15 protein-coding genes are annotated in these 15,072 nt (G+C 72.8%); 9 read left to right on the forward strand and 6 right to left on the reverse strand.

The annotated features are described in order from the left end of the window. Nucleotides 1-10: 10 nt before the first annotated feature. On the forward strand, nucleotides 11-745 hold the full coding sequence (locus tag L1857_RS20945) for a GH12 family glycosyl hydrolase domain-containing protein (protein WP_116109628.1): 735 nt from the start codon (nucleotides 11-13) through the stop codon (nucleotides 743-745). A gap of 75 nt (nucleotides 746-820) precedes the next feature. Next, entirely contained in the window at nucleotides 821-1,459 is a 639-nt protein-coding gene (locus L1857_RS20950; RefSeq protein ID WP_275895885.1) for a class I SAM-dependent methyltransferase, read from the forward strand. Here L1857_RS20950 and L1857_RS20955 read toward each other — a convergent pair. Continuing rightward, nucleotides 1,452-2,150 carry a GntR family transcriptional regulator gene (locus L1857_RS20955; protein WP_116109630.1) on the reverse strand — a complete coding sequence of 233 codons (699 nt, stop codon included), beginning with the start codon at nucleotides 2,148-2,150 and terminating at the stop codon, nucleotides 1,452-1,454. The two genes, L1857_RS20950 and L1857_RS20955, sit on opposite strands and share 8 nt — an antisense overlap. Nucleotides 2,151-2,271: 121 nt before the next feature. On the opposite strand from L1857_RS20955, the gene L1857_RS20960 reads away from it, so the two are divergent. Genes L1857_RS20960 through L1857_RS20970 form a run of 3 tightly spaced genes read left to right on the forward strand, consistent with a single transcriptional unit; the run spans nucleotide 2,272 to nucleotide 5,056 of the window. Next, nucleotides 2,272-3,423 (forward strand): acyl-CoA dehydrogenase family protein, encoded by a 1,152-nt coding sequence (locus L1857_RS20960; RefSeq protein ID WP_116109631.1) that lies wholly within the window; start codon nucleotides 2,272-2,274, stop codon nucleotides 3,421-3,423. Nucleotides 3,424-3,434: 11 nt separating this feature from the next. Beyond that, nucleotides 3,435-4,253, forward strand: coding sequence for an HTD2 family dehydratase (locus L1857_RS20965; protein ID WP_094002800.1), 819 nt, complete (start codon nucleotides 3,435-3,437; stop codon nucleotides 4,251-4,253). Beyond that, nucleotides 4,250-5,056, forward strand: a complete 807-nt coding sequence (locus tag L1857_RS20970; protein WP_094002799.1) for an HpcH/HpaI aldolase/citrate lyase family protein — start codon at nucleotides 4,250-4,252, stop codon at nucleotides 5,054-5,056. Before L1857_RS20965 ends, L1857_RS20970 begins: the two co-directional genes overlap by 4 nt. Before the next feature lie 30 nt (nucleotides 5,057-5,086). Here the strand turns inward: L1857_RS20970 and L1857_RS20975 are convergent, their stop codons facing one another. Then, the gene (locus L1857_RS20975; RefSeq protein ID WP_249465984.1) at nucleotides 5,087-7,300 is read right to left on the reverse strand and encodes a serine/threonine-protein kinase; all 2,214 of its coding nucleotides are present in this window, start codon (nucleotides 7,298-7,300) and stop codon (nucleotides 5,087-5,089) included. 174 nt (nucleotides 7,301-7,474) lie between these two features. Here L1857_RS20975 and L1857_RS20980 point away from each other — a divergent pair, with 174 nt between their 5' ends. Both L1857_RS20980 and L1857_RS20985 read left to right on the forward strand, forming a co-directional pair. Continuing rightward, nucleotides 7,475-8,596, forward strand: a complete 1,122-nt coding sequence (locus L1857_RS20980) for an extracellular catalytic domain type 1 short-chain-length polyhydroxyalkanoate depolymerase (RefSeq protein WP_116109633.1) — start codon at nucleotides 7,475-7,477, stop codon at nucleotides 8,594-8,596. A 23-nt stretch (nucleotides 8,597-8,619) separates the two neighbouring features. Continuing rightward, nucleotides 8,620-9,414, forward strand: coding sequence for an IclR family transcriptional regulator (locus tag L1857_RS20985; protein WP_094002796.1), 795 nt, complete (start codon nucleotides 8,620-8,622; stop codon nucleotides 9,412-9,414). Here L1857_RS20985 and L1857_RS20990 read toward each other — a convergent pair. The 3 genes from L1857_RS20990 to L1857_RS21000 are packed head-to-tail and all read right to left on the reverse strand — an operon-like array spanning nucleotide 9,380 to nucleotide 12,900. Further along, a complete protein-coding gene (locus L1857_RS20990; protein ID WP_116109634.1) occupies nucleotides 9,380-10,327 on the reverse strand; it encodes a beta/alpha barrel domain-containing protein in 948 nt (315 codons plus the stop codon). The two genes, L1857_RS20985 and L1857_RS20990, sit on opposite strands and share 35 nt — an antisense overlap. Then, nucleotides 10,320-11,525 carry a CaiB/BaiF CoA transferase family protein gene (locus L1857_RS20995; RefSeq protein WP_094002794.1) on the reverse strand — a complete coding sequence of 402 codons (1,206 nt, stop codon included), beginning with the start codon at nucleotides 11,523-11,525 and terminating at the stop codon, nucleotides 10,320-10,322. The genes L1857_RS20990 and L1857_RS20995 overlap by 8 nt, the downstream gene beginning before the upstream one ends. Nucleotides 11,526-11,541: 16 nt before the next feature. After that, entirely contained in the window at nucleotides 11,542-12,900 is a 1,359-nt protein-coding gene (locus L1857_RS21000) for a GntP family permease (RefSeq protein ID WP_116109635.1), read from the reverse strand. Between the two features lie 155 nt (nucleotides 12,901-13,055). Here L1857_RS21000 and L1857_RS21005 point away from each other — a divergent pair, with 155 nt between their 5' ends. After that, nucleotides 13,056-13,535, forward strand: a complete 480-nt coding sequence (locus tag L1857_RS21005) for a DUF2975 domain-containing protein (RefSeq protein ID WP_116109636.1) — start codon at nucleotides 13,056-13,058, stop codon at nucleotides 13,533-13,535. Continuing rightward, nucleotides 13,535-13,789 carry a helix-turn-helix domain-containing protein gene (locus L1857_RS21010; protein ID WP_094002791.1) on the forward strand — a complete coding sequence of 85 codons (255 nt, stop codon included), beginning with the start codon at nucleotides 13,535-13,537 and terminating at the stop codon, nucleotides 13,787-13,789. Before L1857_RS21005 ends, L1857_RS21010 begins: the two co-directional genes overlap by 1 nt. Before the next feature lie 12 nt (nucleotides 13,790-13,801). Here L1857_RS21010 and L1857_RS21015 read toward each other — a convergent pair whose 3' ends face one another. Then, on the reverse strand, nucleotides 13,802-15,019 hold the full coding sequence (locus L1857_RS21015) for an MFS transporter (protein ID WP_116109637.1): 1,218 nt from the start codon (nucleotides 15,017-15,019) through the stop codon (nucleotides 13,802-13,804). Nucleotides 15,020-15,072 lie beyond the last annotated feature (53 nt).

The following is a 15,072-nucleotide window of genomic DNA, read 5'->3' on the forward strand; positions in this document are numbered from 1 at the left end:
GAAGACGCACATGACACGCACGAGGCCGGCGGTGCTGCTCGCCGCTTCCCTGCTCCTGCTGACCACCACCGCCGGCACCACGGTCTCCGCCGCCAGCACGACCTGCGCCGACCCGGTGTTCACCACCAGCGACCCGAACGGCGGCTGGTCCGTCGGCGGCTACTACGTGCACAACAACATGTGGAACCAGGCCGAGGCCGGTCCGCAGACCCTCTACGCCTGCTCCCACGACGACTGGTACGTGGAGTCCACCCAGCCCGGCACGACGTCGGTGAAGACGTACCCGAACGTGCACAAGGACATCAACGACCTCGACGGCGCACCGCTGTCGGACTACTCGACCATCACCTCCACCTTCGCCGGGCGCGGGCCCGGCACCGGGATCTACAACGTCGCCTACGACATCTGGCTCAACGGCGTCGGCCAGGGGCCGGGCGTGACGGAGCTGATGGTGTGGACGGAGAACCACCACCAGGTGCCCGCCGGGGACGTGGTCACCACCTACACCGCGGGCGGCGTGACCTACGACGTGTGGCACGACGACGGCTACCTCGCGTTCGTCGCGCGATCGACCCAGTTCTCCGGCAGCATCGACATCAAGGCGATGATCGACTGGGCGGTGGGCCGGGGGTACGTCCCACCGGACCCGACGGTGAACCAGATCGGCTACGGCATCGAGTTCTGCTCCACCAACGGCGCCCCGGCCCGCTTCACCGTGACCGGCTTCTCCGTGACGATGACCTGATCTCGCTCTGCCTGCGGCGACTACGGCCGCATCGCGTGGCTGACCGTCCCGCTCGCGGAAACGCTGTGCGCCGCGGTGGATCCGCGGCCCGGTGCGCGCGTGCTGGACGTCGCCACCGGAACCGGGCACGTCGCGCTCGCGGCGGCGCGGCGGTTCTGCCGGGTCACCGCCATCGACTACGTGCCCGCCCTGCTCGAGGTCGCCCGGCGGCGCGCGGAGGCGGAGGGGCTGGAGGTGCGCTTCCGCGAAGCCGACGCCGAAGCCCTCCCCTGCGCCGACGGCGAGTACGACGTCGTCCTGTCCGCCATCGGCGTCATGTTCACCGCCGACCACCAGCGCGCCGCCGGCGAACTGGTCCGGGTCTGCCGTCCGGGCGGCACCATCGGCCTGGCCGGCTGGACCCCGTCCGGGTCCATCGGCGCACTGCTCGCGATCGTCGGCCGGCACGCGCCGCCACCGGCCGGCGCCCTGCCGCCCACCCGGTGGGGCACCGAGGAGACCGTGCGCGAGCTGCTGGGCGACCGGGTCACGGACTTCTTCCTCACCCACTACGGCCCGACGCACCTGGCCGCGCAACGCCTCACCCAGGAGGGGCGGGACGCGTTCCGCGCCGACCTCGTCACCCTCGCGCAGGACAACAACCTCGCCACCGACGGCACCTTCGCCGGCGACTGGGAGTACCTGGTCGCCGTCGCCACGAGAACCGTCAGCTGAGCACTTCGCGCCGGCGCAGGTGGTCCACCAGCTGGCCGCCGACGTGCTCGATGTGCGCCGACATCGCCCGGCGGGCTCCCTCCGGATCGCGGGCGCGCAGGGCCTGGAAGATCGCGCTGTGGTCGTGGGCCGAGGCCGACGACCACCCCTCGATCGAGGCGTAGTAGCCCAGCGGCACGTAGTTCACGGTGACGCCGAGCAGGACGGCCAGCCGCGCCGAGTCCGACGCCTTGTTGATGGTGCGGTGGATCCGGTAGTTGAGCGTCTCGACGAGCTCGAAGTCGCCGTCCCGCTCGGCCTGCTCCAGCTTGGCCTGGGTCTCCTCGAGCAGATCCAGCTCGTCGTCGCGCAGCTCGGTGGCGGCGCGCGCGGCGAGCTCGCCCGCGATGAACGCCTGCACCCGGAACAGGTCGCTGACGTCCCGCGTGGTCAGCGGCACCACCCGGTACCCGCGCCGCGGCTCCCACCGCACCGACCCCTCGCTGCCCAGCAGCATCAGCGCTTCCCGCACCGGGGTGGGGCTGACCCCCAGCTCCTCGGCCAGCCGTTCGGTCCGGATGTACTCGCCGGCGCGGAACTGGCCGACCATGATGCCCTCACGGATGTAGGCGGCGACCTTCTCGCTGAGCTGCTGCTTGTCGCCGAACGACGTGCGCCGCGGGCTGCTCCCGCGGCCCTGCGCTGCACCCATGCCCCCGCCTCCGTGCCGGAAAACTGGCCACATCCTATCCCCGGGAACAGATTCTATAGAATAGCGTCCGCTGCGGCAGGTGAGCGGTAGTGACCACGACGCAACCCAGGAAGGACACCGGATGGACGGCCTGACCGAGGACGAGGCCGCGATCGTCGCGGCGGTCGGCGAGTGGGTCGGCCGCGAGGTGCGGCCCGTGGTGCGGGAACTGGAGCACGCCGGCACCTATCCGGAGAAGCTCATCGATCAGATGAAGCAGATGGGCATCTTCGGGCTGGCGATCCCCGAGCCGTGGGGCGGGGCGGCGGTGTCGGCGCCGTGCTACGCCGCGGTCACCGAAGAGCTGGCGCGCGGCTGGATGAGCCTGGCCGGCGCGATGGGCGGCCACACGGTGGTCGCCAAGCTGCTGATGGACCACGGCACGGCCGAGCAGCAGGACCGCTACCTGCCGCGGATGGCGACCGGCGAGCTGCGCGCCACCATGGCGCTGACCGAGCCCGGTGGCGGCTCGGACCTGCAGGCCCTGCGCACGACCGCGCGCCGGGACGGCGCGGAGTACGTGGTCAACGGGTCCAAGACGTGGATCACCAACGCCCGCCGCTCCGGCCTGGTCGCGCTGCTGTGCAAGACCGACCCGGAGGCCGACCCGCCGCACACCGGGATCAGCGTGCTGCTCGTCGAGAAGGGCCCCGGCTTCCACGTGTCCCGGGACCTGCCGAAACTGGGCTACAAGGGCGTGGAGAGCTGCGAGCTCGCGTTCGACGACATGCGGGTGCCCGCCTCGGCGGTGCTGGGCGGTGTGCCGGGACGGGGGTTCGCGCAGATGATGCGCGGGCTGGAGATCGGGCGCATCCAGGTCGCCTCCCGTGCCCTGGGCGTGGCCCGCGCCGCGCTGGAGGATTCGCTGCGCTACGCCCAGCAGCGGGAGTCGTTCGGCAAACCGATCTGGCAGCACCAGTCGATCGGGAACTACCTGGCCGACATGGCGACGAAGCTGGAGGCGGCGCGTCAGCTGGTGCACCACGCCGCCCGCCGCTACGACTCCGGCCGGCGCGCCGACCTGGAATGCGGCATGGCCAAGCTCTTCGCCTCCGAAACGGCGATGGAGATCGCGCTGAACGCGGTGCGCATCCACGGCGGCTACGGCTACTCCACCGAATTCGACGTCGAACGCTACTTCCGCGACGCGCCCCTGATGATCGTCGGGGAAGGCACCAACGAGATCCAGCGCACCGTGATCGCCCGTCAGCTCGTCAACCGGAACCGGATCTGAGCAGGAAGGTCATGTCGGAGATCGTCGAGCGCACCGAGGTGCTGCTGCCGGAGCCCGCGCGGGCGCTGGGCGCGCTGCTGGACGTGCCGGTGCCGGACCTCGACCGCGGCGAGGGCCTGCCGCTGTTGTGGCACTGGCTGTACCTGCTGGAACGCCCCGCCCAGGCCGATCTGGGCCCGGACGGGCACCCGGTCCGCAACTGCGTCCCGGCGCCGCCGGGTCCCGGCCGCCGCCGCATGTGGGCCGGTGGCCGCGTCCGGACCCGCGGGGCACTGCGGTGCGGGGAGCCGGCGACGCGGCGCACCCGGGTGCTGTCGGTGCGGGACAAGCAGGGCCGGTCCGGGCCGTTGACGTTCGTGGTGGTCGAGCACCGGATCTCCCAGGGCGGCCGGATCGTGGTCGACGAGCAGCAGGACATCGTGTACCGGCCGGCCACGTCGGGTGGCCTGCCCGCCGCGGACAGCGAGACGATCGTGCCGGCCGGGCCGGGCGAACGGGCGATCGAGGTGTCCCCCACCCTGTTGTTCCGGTTCTCGGCGCTGACCTACAACGCCCACCGGATCCACTACGACCGCGACTACGCCCGCGACGTCGAGGGCTACCCCGGCCTGCTCACCCACGGCCCCCTGCAGGCTCTCGCGATGGCCGAAGCCGCCCGCGCCACCGGCCGCGGCGGCGATCTGGAGTTCGGCTACCGGCTGGTGTCGCCGCTGTTCGACCACCAGGGCCTGATCGCCGGTGCGGTCACCGAGCAGGACCAGACCACCACCGCGGTGCGGGACGTGCACGGGCGTCAGACCGCGACCGGAGCCGTGCGGAGCGCGCGATGACCGATCCGCTCGCCGGCGCCCGCAGCTTCCTGTTCGTGCCGGGACACCGGCCGGACCGGTTCGCCAAGGCCGCGGCCTCCGGGTGCGACCTGGTCGTGCTGGACCTCGAGGACGCGGTCGGCCCGGACCGCAAGGCCGACGCCCGTGAGCACGTCCGGTCCTGGCTGGACGACGGGCAACGGGCGGTGGTGCGGATCAACGCGCCCGGCACCCCGTGGTCCGGCGACGACCTGTCCGCCGTCGCGGGCCGGGCCGCCGCGGTGATGGTGCCCAAGGCCGAGGACCGGGCGGTGCTCGACGCGATCGCACGCAGGTCCGGCGCCGCGCTGATCCCGCTGATCGAGACCGCGCTGGGTGTCGCGAGCGCGGTCGAGGTGTGCCGGGCCGATGCGGTGGTGCGGCCCGCGTTCGGCAGCATCGACCTCGCGGCCCAGCTCGGGGTCGACCCCGCCTCGCACGCGGCGCTGCAGCACGCGCGTTCCGCGGTGGTCCTCGCCGCCGCCGCGGCCGGATGCGGCGCGCCGGTCGACGGGGTCACGACGGTCCTGGACGCCGACACCGTGCTGCGGGACGATCTCGCCCACGCGGCCGAGCTGGGGTTCACCGGCAAGCTGTGCATCCACCCCCGCCAGGTGCCGCTCGTCAACGACGCCTTCACGCCCTCGGCGGCGGAGGTCCGGTGGGCCGAGGAGGTGCTGGCCTCGGCCACCGACGGGTCGGTCGGTGTCCACGACGGCCGGATGGTGGACCGGCCGGTGATCCTGCGCGCGCGGGCCATCCTCGCGCGCGGGACGGCTCGGTGACCGCGCCCGCGGACGGGCCCGCCCGGCGGCTCAGTGCGGCCGGGTGAGGTCCCCGGCGCGGAAGGTCTTCACCGTGCGGCTGACCGGCCCGTCGAGCGCGTCCTTGGCCGCGCGCGGGTAGACCCACCGCAGCGTGGCCGTCGAGCCGGGGCCGACGAAACCGCGTTCGTAGAAGATGCGGCCGTCGCCGCGGTAGCCGGAGATCGTGTACAGCTCGCCTTCCACGCGCTGGGCCGTGACCTGCCCGCCTTCGGCGCGGATGTCCTCCGCCGCCCCGGCCAGGACGTCCGCGGTGGAGTGGCCGGCGGTGTTGTTGGCTCCCCACACGGTCATCGTCGCCCCGAGGCTCGGGTCGGTGAACTCCATGCCGTCGCCACCGGGCGGCGTGTAGGGCTGCCGCTGGTAGCCCTCGGGCACCAGCGCGGTGAACCCGAAGCGGGCGTTGGTGTAGGTGCCGTCGTCCGCGGCCGGGAAGGACGACGGGACACCGGCGCCGCGGCCGAGCATCGCGAGCAGCTCCGGCCGCAGCAGGTCCGTGATCTCCGCGTACGGGAGCGTGATCGTCTCCTGGCCGGCGGCGGTGGTACAGCCGAGTTCGGAGTACAGCACCAGGAAATCCACGCCGGCATGCGTGAACACGAGGTCCGCGGCCGGTACGTGGTCGCCGCCGCGGGGCGTGTCCGCGGTGTCGATCGACGCGGGCGCACCCGGCCCGCTGACGCTGACCCGGCGGCAGAACCCCTGCGCCGAGCGCGCCACCAGCCGTTCGGTCAGCGTGGCCATGCCCTGCGCGGTCAGCACGTCCTCGCGGAAGACGTCCCGCGGTCCGAGGACCCGCCCGGTGGCCAGGTCGACGGTGACGCTCTCCGGGAACCGCCAGCTGGTGTGGGACAGGAAATCCGAGTCGAGCGCGTGGTCGTAGCGCACGGACAGCAGCCGGTCGGTGCGCAGGGCGACGACCGCGGTGGTCCGCACGCCCACGGTTTCGCCGCGGCTGAGGAAGTCGGGCAGGATGTCCGGGCGGGACAGTCCCTCCCGCAGCGAGCGCAGGCGTTCGTCGGCCGGCGACCGCAGCGCGGCGTTGATCCGCTCCTGCACGGCGGCGTCGGGGTGCCCGGTCACCCGCGGGTACTGCAGGTCGTAGGTGATCGGCAGCGCGGGGTCGGTGCCGGCCGTGGTCTCGATGTCCACGCTCAGGGCGGCCTGCCGCGGCGGATCGTCGAACTGCTGGTAGACCAGGAATCCGCCGACGGCGAGCACCGCGGTCACCAGAACACCGATGACCACCTTGCCGATGGTCGTGGCCGCGATCCCCGCTCCGGCCGGCGCGGCGGCCGTCAGCGGGGCGGCCGCGGTTCCGGCGGTCGCGAGCAGCGCGAGCGGGGTGAGGGCCGTCAGGGCGGCGACGGGTGCGGCGAGCCGCTTCCACCCGCGGCTTTCCCAGTCCGGGCCGTAGGCGACGCGCGCGGTGGCTTCGAGTTCGGCCACGAACGCGTCGGCGGTGACCGGGCGCTGCCGGGGGTCCTTGGCCATGCCGCGCGCGATGAGCGCCCGCAGCGGCTCGGGCACCGCGGCCAGCGGCACCGGCGCGGACTGGTGCAGCGCGCGCAACCGCTCGGTGGTGTCCGCCTCGAACGGCCGGTGCCCGGTGACGCACTGGAAGAACACGCAGGTGGCGGCGTAGACGTCGGTGGCGGGCAGTCCCGGCAGCCCCGCCCACTGTTCCGGGGCCATATAGGAGGGCGACCCGGCGGCGAGCCCGGCCTGTCCGTCCAATGTGGCCAGTCCGAAGTCCACGAGCTTGGACTCCCCCGCCTGCGACACCAGGACGTTGCCCGGCTTGTAGTCGCGGTGCACGACGCCGACGGCGTGCGCGGCCGCCAGCCCCAGCAGGGAGCCCTTGAGGATGGCCAAAGCCGATTCGGGCGCCAGGGTCTTCTCGGCGGCCAGCAGCACGCGCAGCGAGACCCCGGGAACGGCCTCCATGACCAGCGCGGCGCCCTCCGGGCGTTCGACGAACTCGTGCAGCCGCGCGACGTGCGGGCTGCGCACGCCGTGCAGCAGATGGGCCTCGCGGCGGAACCCGTCCAGGATTCCCGGGTCGGCCAGGAACTCCGCGTGCAGGTACTTGATCGCGACGAGCTGCCCGGAGGTCTCGTGCTTGGCCAGGACGACGTGGCCGAAGCCGCCGGTGCCGAGCACCTCCAGCTCGGTGTAGCCGGGCACCCGCCACCGATGGTCCATGATCCGGTATCAGAGCACGAACGAACCGGTCGCGCCACCGAAACCGCGGTATTCGCGGTGGTGACGGGCACCATGACCGGCTCGCCGATTGTGTTGCCCGGCAACGCGGTCCCGCGACGGCGTGGTTCTTACCATCAGCGGCACCGGAACCGACCTCGACGTGGAGGTGTGCCGATGCGCCGCGCGCTGACCGCCCTGCTGACGCTCGTCCTGGCCTTGCTGGGCCTCGCACCGCCGGCGCAGGCCGCCGGGCCGGCGGAGGTGACCGGCTTCGGCTCGAACCCGGGCAACCTGCGCATGTTCCGCTACGCCCCCGACGGGCTGCCCGCCGGCCGCCCGGTCGTCGTGGCGCTGCACGGCTGCACCCAGAACGCGGCCGGCTACGCCACCGGCACCGGCTGGATGAAACTGGCCGACCAGTGGCGGATCTCGGTGGTGTTCCCGCAGCAGAGTTCCGCCAACAACGCCAGCAGCTGCTTCAACTGGTTCGAACCGGCCGACACCCGCCGCGGCTCGGGTGAGGCGTTGTCGATCAAGCAGATGGTCGACCGCACGAAGGCCGACCTCGGTGCCTCGTCGGCCTACGTCACCGGGCTGTCCGCCGGGGGCGCGATGACCGCGGTCATGCTCGCCACCTACCCGGACGTGTTCGCCGGCGGCGGTATCGTCGCCGGGCTGCCGTACGGGTGCGCGACCTCCGCCGTCACCGCGTTCAGCTGCATGAACCCGGGGACCGACCAGGCCCCGGCGCAGTGGGGCGACAAGGTGCGCGCCGCGGCCGACCACTCCGGCACGCACCCGCGGGTGTCGATCTGGCACGGCACCGCCGACACGACCGTCGCCCCGCGCAACGCCACCGAACTCGTCGAGCAGTGGACCAACCTGGCGGGCACCGACCAGACGCCGGAGGTGAGCGACACGGTCGCGGGCTATCCGCACCGGATCTACGGCGGCGCGGTCGAGTACTTCCAGATCACCGGGATGGGCCACGGTCAGCCGATCGACCCGGGCACGCAGGCCACGCAGTGCGGCACCGCCGGCGCCTACCTCCTCGACGTGAACCTCTGCTCGGCCTACCACCTGGGCCGTTTCTGGGGCATCGCCGACGACACCGGCGCCCCACCGGCCGGCCACACCGACACCGCGGTCGGCACCGCCACCGACCACTACGTCGCCGGGCGGGTGGACGTCACCGGGTACAACGCGCTCGGCGCCCGCTACGGCTACACCGCGCCGATCACCCTGTACCTGTGCGGCACGAACTGGACCGACCGGCCCGATTGCACGCCGGTCTGATGCTGGTGCCGTATTTTCGGCGTATGGGCACCGCGGACGAGCGCAGGGCGGACGGCGAGGGCGGTCCGCGTCCGCTGCTCGTGCTGGGCAAGATCGTCGACATCCTGGACGCGTTCACCCTGCACCAGCCCTCGCTCACGCTGCGGGAGCTGCAGCAGAAGACGGGGCTGCCGCAGTCGACGGTGCAGCGGCTGGTGACGAACCTGGTCGCGCACGGTTTCCTCGACCGCGCCGGGGACGGGTTCCGGCTCGGGGTGCGGATGGCCTACTGGGGCGCGGCGGCGGGCAAGGACCTCGACGTGCTGTCGGTGGTGAACCCGGTGCTGAAGGACCTGCGCGACGCGACCGGCGAGACGGCGTGCTTCTTCCGCGCGGAGGGGCACCACCGGGTGTGCATCGCGGTCGCGCAGACGCGGCACGCGCTGCGGCGGGAGATGTCGGTCGGCAAGATCGCGCCGATCACGGTCGGGTCGCCGGGGCGCGTGCTGCTGGCGTGGTCGCCGGGGCTGGCCGAGGAGGTGCTGCGGGAGGACCTGCCCCAGCTGACCGAGAGCACGGTGACCGACCGGGACGAGCTGCGGCGCCTGATCAAGCAGACCGCGGCCGACGGCTACGCGATCACGGTCGGCGAGCGCGTGGACGGCGCCTCGGGCCTGGCCGCGCCGGTGTTCGACTCGGCGGCCGACCTGGTCGGCGCGCTGGTGGTGAGCGGCCCGACGATGCGCATGCCGTACGAGAAGTGCCTGGACTGGGTGGACGTGCTGGTCGAACACGCGGAACGGATCACCCGCGCGCTGGGCGGCCGCCACCCGGGCTGAGCCGCTCGCCGATCGCCCACGGGAACGCCGTCGCGCTCGTGCGGGCCCCCTGCGCGGCCCGCGACCGGTTCGGCTCCCCCAGCTCGTCCAGCAGATCGCCGGACAACCGCACGATCCGCGCGAACGACGACGGCGTGAGCCACGGCGGCCGCACCGCGAAGAGCAGGTCCTCAGTGGACGCGTTCCCACTGGCGCCGGGCGCGAAGGGGCACCCGCCGAGCCCGCCCAGCGCACCATCCACTTCGGACGCCCCGGCCGCGATGGCGGCCAGCGTGTTCGCCACCCCCAGGCCCCACGTGTCGTGCCCGTGGTAGACGATGCGGCGCGGCGGCGTCTCCGCCGCCACCCGGGCGACCAGGCTGGTCACCTGCGCGGGCACGGCCTGTCCCAGGGTGTCGCACAGCACGATGTCCCCGGCGCCCTGGGCCCGCGGGTCGCGCGCGATCGCCAGCACCCGATCCTCCGGCACCGCGCCGTCGAACGGGCAGGTGAACGACGTGGCGATGCACAGCTGGATACGGCCACCGGCGGCGGCCGCCGCCGACGCCGCACGGGGCATCGCCGCGAGACTGTCCTCAGTGGAGCGTCCGAGGTTGGCGCGGTTGTGCGCATCGGATGCGGACAGGCAGTACTGGAAGTTCACCGCACCGGCCTCCCCGGCGCGTTCGACGTGCCGCGGCGTGGCGACCCACACCCAGCAGCGCGCCAGCTCTCCGGGTTCCAGCAACCGGATCACGTCGAGCGTGTCGGCCAGCGGCGGCACCAGGTCCGGGCGCGCCATCGAACCGATCTCGATGCTGGGCACCCCGGCGGCCAGCAGCTCCCGGATCACCGCGACCTTGCGTGCGGTCGGCAGCGGTTTCCCGGTCAGCTGCAGGCCGTCCCGCAACGTCACGTCCCGCAGATCAGTCATTCCCGGCCTCCTTCCGGCCCAGCAGGCGCAGGATCTCCGCGGTGTGCTCGCCGAGCTCCGGCCCCGGGGTGCGCAGCGGCAGCGACTCGGTGCCGATCACCGGCACGACCCCGGGGAACCCGATCGGCACCTCCTCCCCCGTGCCCGGGTCGACGGGCAGCGGCTGGATCATCGCCCGGGCGCGGTACTGCTCGTCGGCGCAGATGTCGGCGGCCGTGTAGATCGGGCCGGCCGGCACCCCGGCCTCGTCGAGGACCTTCAGCACCTCGTCCCGGTCGCGGCCGCGGGTCCACTCCCCGATCGCCTCGTCCAGCTCGTCGCGCCGCGCCCAGCGGCCCGCGTTGTCCGCCAGCCCAGGGTCGCCGGCGAGGTCGGGGCGGCCGATGGCGAGCATGCAACGGCGGAAGATCGAGTCGCCGTTGCCCGCGATCACCACGCTGGTGCCGTCGCCGCACTCGTAGGCGTTGCTGGGCGCGATGCCCTCCATCCGCCCGCCCACGCGCTGCCGCTCGACCCCGTAGGCGAGGTGGTCCGGCACGAGCGACTCCATCATCGAGAACACCGCCTCGTGCAGCGCGACGTCGACCACCCGCTCACGCAGCGGCCGCCGTTTCGGCAGCACGGCGCGCTCGTACAGCTCGACCATCACCCCGAACGCGGCGTACAGCCCGGCGATCGAGTCCCCGATGGACACCCCGACCCGCGACGGCGGCCGGTCGGCCTCCCCCACCAGGTTGCGCAGTCCGCCCATCGCCTCGGCCACCGCGGCGAACCCGGGCCGGCCGGCCAGCGGCCCGGTCTGGCCGAACGCCGAGATGCGCGCGAGCACGACGTCCGGGTTGGCCCGTTCCAGCTCGGCCGGTCCCAGGCCCCACTTCTCCAGCGTGCCGGGGCGGAAGTTCTCGATCACCACGTCGCACCGGCGCACGAGGCCGAGCACGATGTCCCGCCCCGCCGCGGTCCGCAGGTCGACCGCGATGGACTTCTTGTTGCGGTTGACGGTGTGGAACAGCATGGACACCGTGCCCGCGTAGAGCCGCCAGCCGCGCAGCTCGTCGCCGCGGCCGGGCCGCTCGACCTTGATCACCTCGGCGCCCAGGTCGGCCAGCAGCCGCGCGGCGGTCGGCCCGGCGATGTAGTTGCCCAGCTCCAGGACGCGGATCCCGCGCAGCGGCAGGTGTGCGTGTTCGGTGTCCATCGGAACCTTTCCGTGTCTAGAGGACGAGGTTGAGGGCCAGGATCGGGCCCAGCGCCACCACGGAGGCGACCGAGACGCCGACCGAGACGGTCTTCAGCGCGCCGCGCGTCGTCTGCCCGAGCAGCGATTGCAGCAGCCAGAACGTGTTGCTGGTCAGGTGGACCATGAACAGCGATCCGGCGCCCGCGGCCAGCGCGATGAGGACCGGGTCCAGCCCGAGGGACGGGGCGATCGGGGCGAGCAGGCCGGCCGAGGTGATCGCGGAGATCGTCACCGACCCGACCGCGATGTGCAGGACCGCGGCCATCAGCCACACGAGCAGCAGCGGGGCCCAGGTGTTGGCGGAGAAGTACTTGCCGAGGATGTCGCCGAGCCCGGCCGCGGCCAGCACCGCGGCCAGGCATCCGCCGACGCCGTTGAGCAGCAGGATCTGCCCGCTGTCGCGCAGGCCCGAGCCGAGCGCGGACTCCACCGCGGGCTGGCCCATGTACCGCCGCCCGATCAGGCAGGTGCCGACCAGCCCGAGCAGCAGCGCCACCACCGGGCTGGACAGGAACGCCACGACCGGGTTCGACCACGCCAGCATCTCGGCCACCGCGCCGGTGGCGATCAGCACGAGCGCGCCGAGCAGCGGGCTGAACACCACCGGCAGGGCGGGCGGCTTGCGCAGGTCGAGCGCGGCCACGGTGCCCGGGCCGCCCCGCGGCGCTTCCGGTGCCACGGCTTCGTCGGCCATCTCGTCCTTGGCCGGGTCCCACCAGCCGCGGGCGAAGAGCACCGACATGATCGCGATCGCGATCGTCACCGTCGGGATGATCACGACGAGACCGAAGAGCAGGTACTTGCCCAGCGGCACGTGCAGCAGGCCGGCCAGGGCCAGCGCGCCGACGCCGGGAACGGTGAACACGATGCCGCACTCCAGCGCGATCGCCAGCGCCGTGGCCATGCGCGCGACCCCGCGCGGCCCGAGCCGCTTGCCGATGCCCCTGGCCAGCGGACCGGAGATCACCAGCAGCACGTCGAGGAAGATCGACTGCAGGACAGTGGCGATGGTCAGGGCCATCGCGTACGGGATCCGGCGCGGGCCGAACACCGTCAGCAGCTTGTCCACCAGGCGTTCGATGGCCCGCAGATCGCGCAGGATGGCGCCGATGAGCACGCCGAACGCGATGAGCAGGCCGATCTCGGCCATCACGTCACCGAAGCCGGTGGTGATCTCCTCCACGGTCTTGCCGACGCCGAGCCCGGTGGACAGCCCCAGGTAGCAGGAGCCGAGCACCAGCGCGATGACCGGGTTGAGCCGGAAGCGGACGATCAACACCACGATGGCCGCGACCGTGACCCCGGTGTTGATCAGTGTTGCCGTGTCTGACATGCGGTTGTCCCGTCGCTCGTGCCACGTTGCACTGTTCGCCACAATATGAACATGAACCCACCATGTGGGTCAATAGTGCGTGAGTGAGTAACCGACGTGCCACCAGTCGACAGAAACCAATTGATTTTCAATAGATATCGAGCGATACTCGGTGCATGTTCGCTGAACGCTGGGTCGTCCCCCTCCTCCGGATCCTCCTCGTGGCGCTGTTCGGGATCCTCGTGCTGCTCCAGGTGATGTCGCTGCCCGGGCAGTTCGCGCACATGGCGCGGGAGAACCCCGATCTCGCCCACCTCCGGTGGCCGGCCACCGCCGTCACGGTGTTCTGGGTGCTGTGCGTCCAGGTGGTGATCGTGGCGATGTGGCGGCTGCTGACGATGGTGCGGAAGGACCGCATCTTCAGCGCGGGGTCGATGCGGTGGGTCAACGTGATCGTCGGGGCGATCGCCGCCGGGTGGCTCGCGCTCGTGGCGGTGTTCCTGTACGTCGGCTTCCGCGCCGACGACCCCGGCCTCCCGCTGCTGCTGTTCCTGATGGTGGTCGGGGTCGCCGTGGCGGGCCTGCTGATGGTCGTGATGCGCGCGCTGCTGCGGCAGGCCACCACGCTGCGGACCGACATGGAAGCGGTGATCTGATGCCGATCGTCGTGCGCATCGACGTCCAGCTCGCCAAGCGCAAGATGAGCGTCGGCGAGTTCGCCGAGCGGGTCGGCATCACCCCGGCGAACGTCGCGGTGCTGAAGAACGGCCGCGCGAAGGCCGTGCGCTTCTCCACGCTGGAGGCCATGTGCCGGGTGCTCGGCTGCCAGCCGGGCGACCTGCTGGAGTGGGTCGCCGACGACGACGCCGACGCGGAGACCGCGGACCAGGCGGGCACCCTCAGCCCGTGACACCGCCGTCGATCATGCCGGGCTGGAGCGGGATCGCGCGCCCCCCGCCGCGATGGCCACCACACCGGCAGCCGCGGTGAGCCCGCCGCACACCATGACGGCCGAGGCGGAACTCCGGTCCACGACGAAACCACCGGCGAGGGCGCCGAGAGCGATCGTGGCCTGGAAGGACGCGGTGAACAGGACCGAGGCCGCTTCCGCCGCGCGGGGTGCCGCCAGGGCGAACCACGTGTGCGAGGCGACCGGAACGGCCCCGTACGCCAGGCCCCACGCGACCAGGAGCGCCACCGCGCCCGCGAGCGAGGTCCCGGCGAGCGGGAGCAGCGTGGTCGCGGCCGCCAGCAGCCCCGCGCTCACTCCGAAGACCACGCGTGGATACCGCGGGAGGCCGGCACCGGCGAGGAAGTTGCCGGCGATCCCGGCCGTGCCGTAGATCAGGAGCACGACCGTGATGGCCGCCGGGGACGCCTCCGTCACCTGCTCGAGGAACGGCCGCACGTAGGTGTAGGCGCCGAAGTGCGCCAGGACCACGAGGACCGTCACCAGCAGGGCCGCGCGGGTGCCCGGGCGGCCGAGCACGGCGGTCAGCACGCCCCGGCTGGTCGCCCGGAGCGGCGGCAGCGGGGGCAGGACCACGGCCAGTGCCGCGAGCACCGCGCCGGAGAGGACCGCCAGGACGACGAAGGCGGTGCGCCAGCCGGAGAGGTCGCCGAGGAAGGTTCCCGCCGGGACGCCCAGCACCGAACCGAGGGGCACCGCCGAGAAGATCACCGCGGTGGCCCGCGCCGCGGACCGGGGCGGGACGAGGCGTTCGGCGAGCCCGGACGCGATCGCCCAGAACCCGCCGATGGTGACCCCGACGAGGACCCGCGACACCAGCACGGCCCAGTAGCCGGGCGCGGCGGCCGCGACGACGTTCGCCACCGTCAGCACCGCGAGGAAGGCGCACAGCATCCGCCGGCGGTCCAGGCGCGCGGTCACGACGGTGATGACCGGGGCGGCGATCGCGGCCAGGATTCCCGGCATGGTCATCATCAGGCCGGTGGTGCCGTCCGAGACGGCGAACGCGGCGCCGATCGGCGTCAGCAGGCCGATCGGCAGGATCTCGGTGGTGACGATGACGAAGATTCCCATCGTCACCGACAGGACGGCGACGCGGCCCCGCCACGCCGGAAGCGGGTGAACGCCGGTGCCGCCGCGTCCGGCGTCGTGTGTGGTGGCTGCCGCCATGACTCCTCGCCCGGTTGGTGGTCGATCATCCGGGCACCAGTCCAGCAGCCGGG

It is taken from the genome of Amycolatopsis thermalba, assembly GCF_023376025.1.
GTDB classification, from domain to species: domain Bacteria; phylum Actinomycetota; class Actinomycetes; order Mycobacteriales; family Pseudonocardiaceae; genus Amycolatopsis_E; species Amycolatopsis_E thermalba.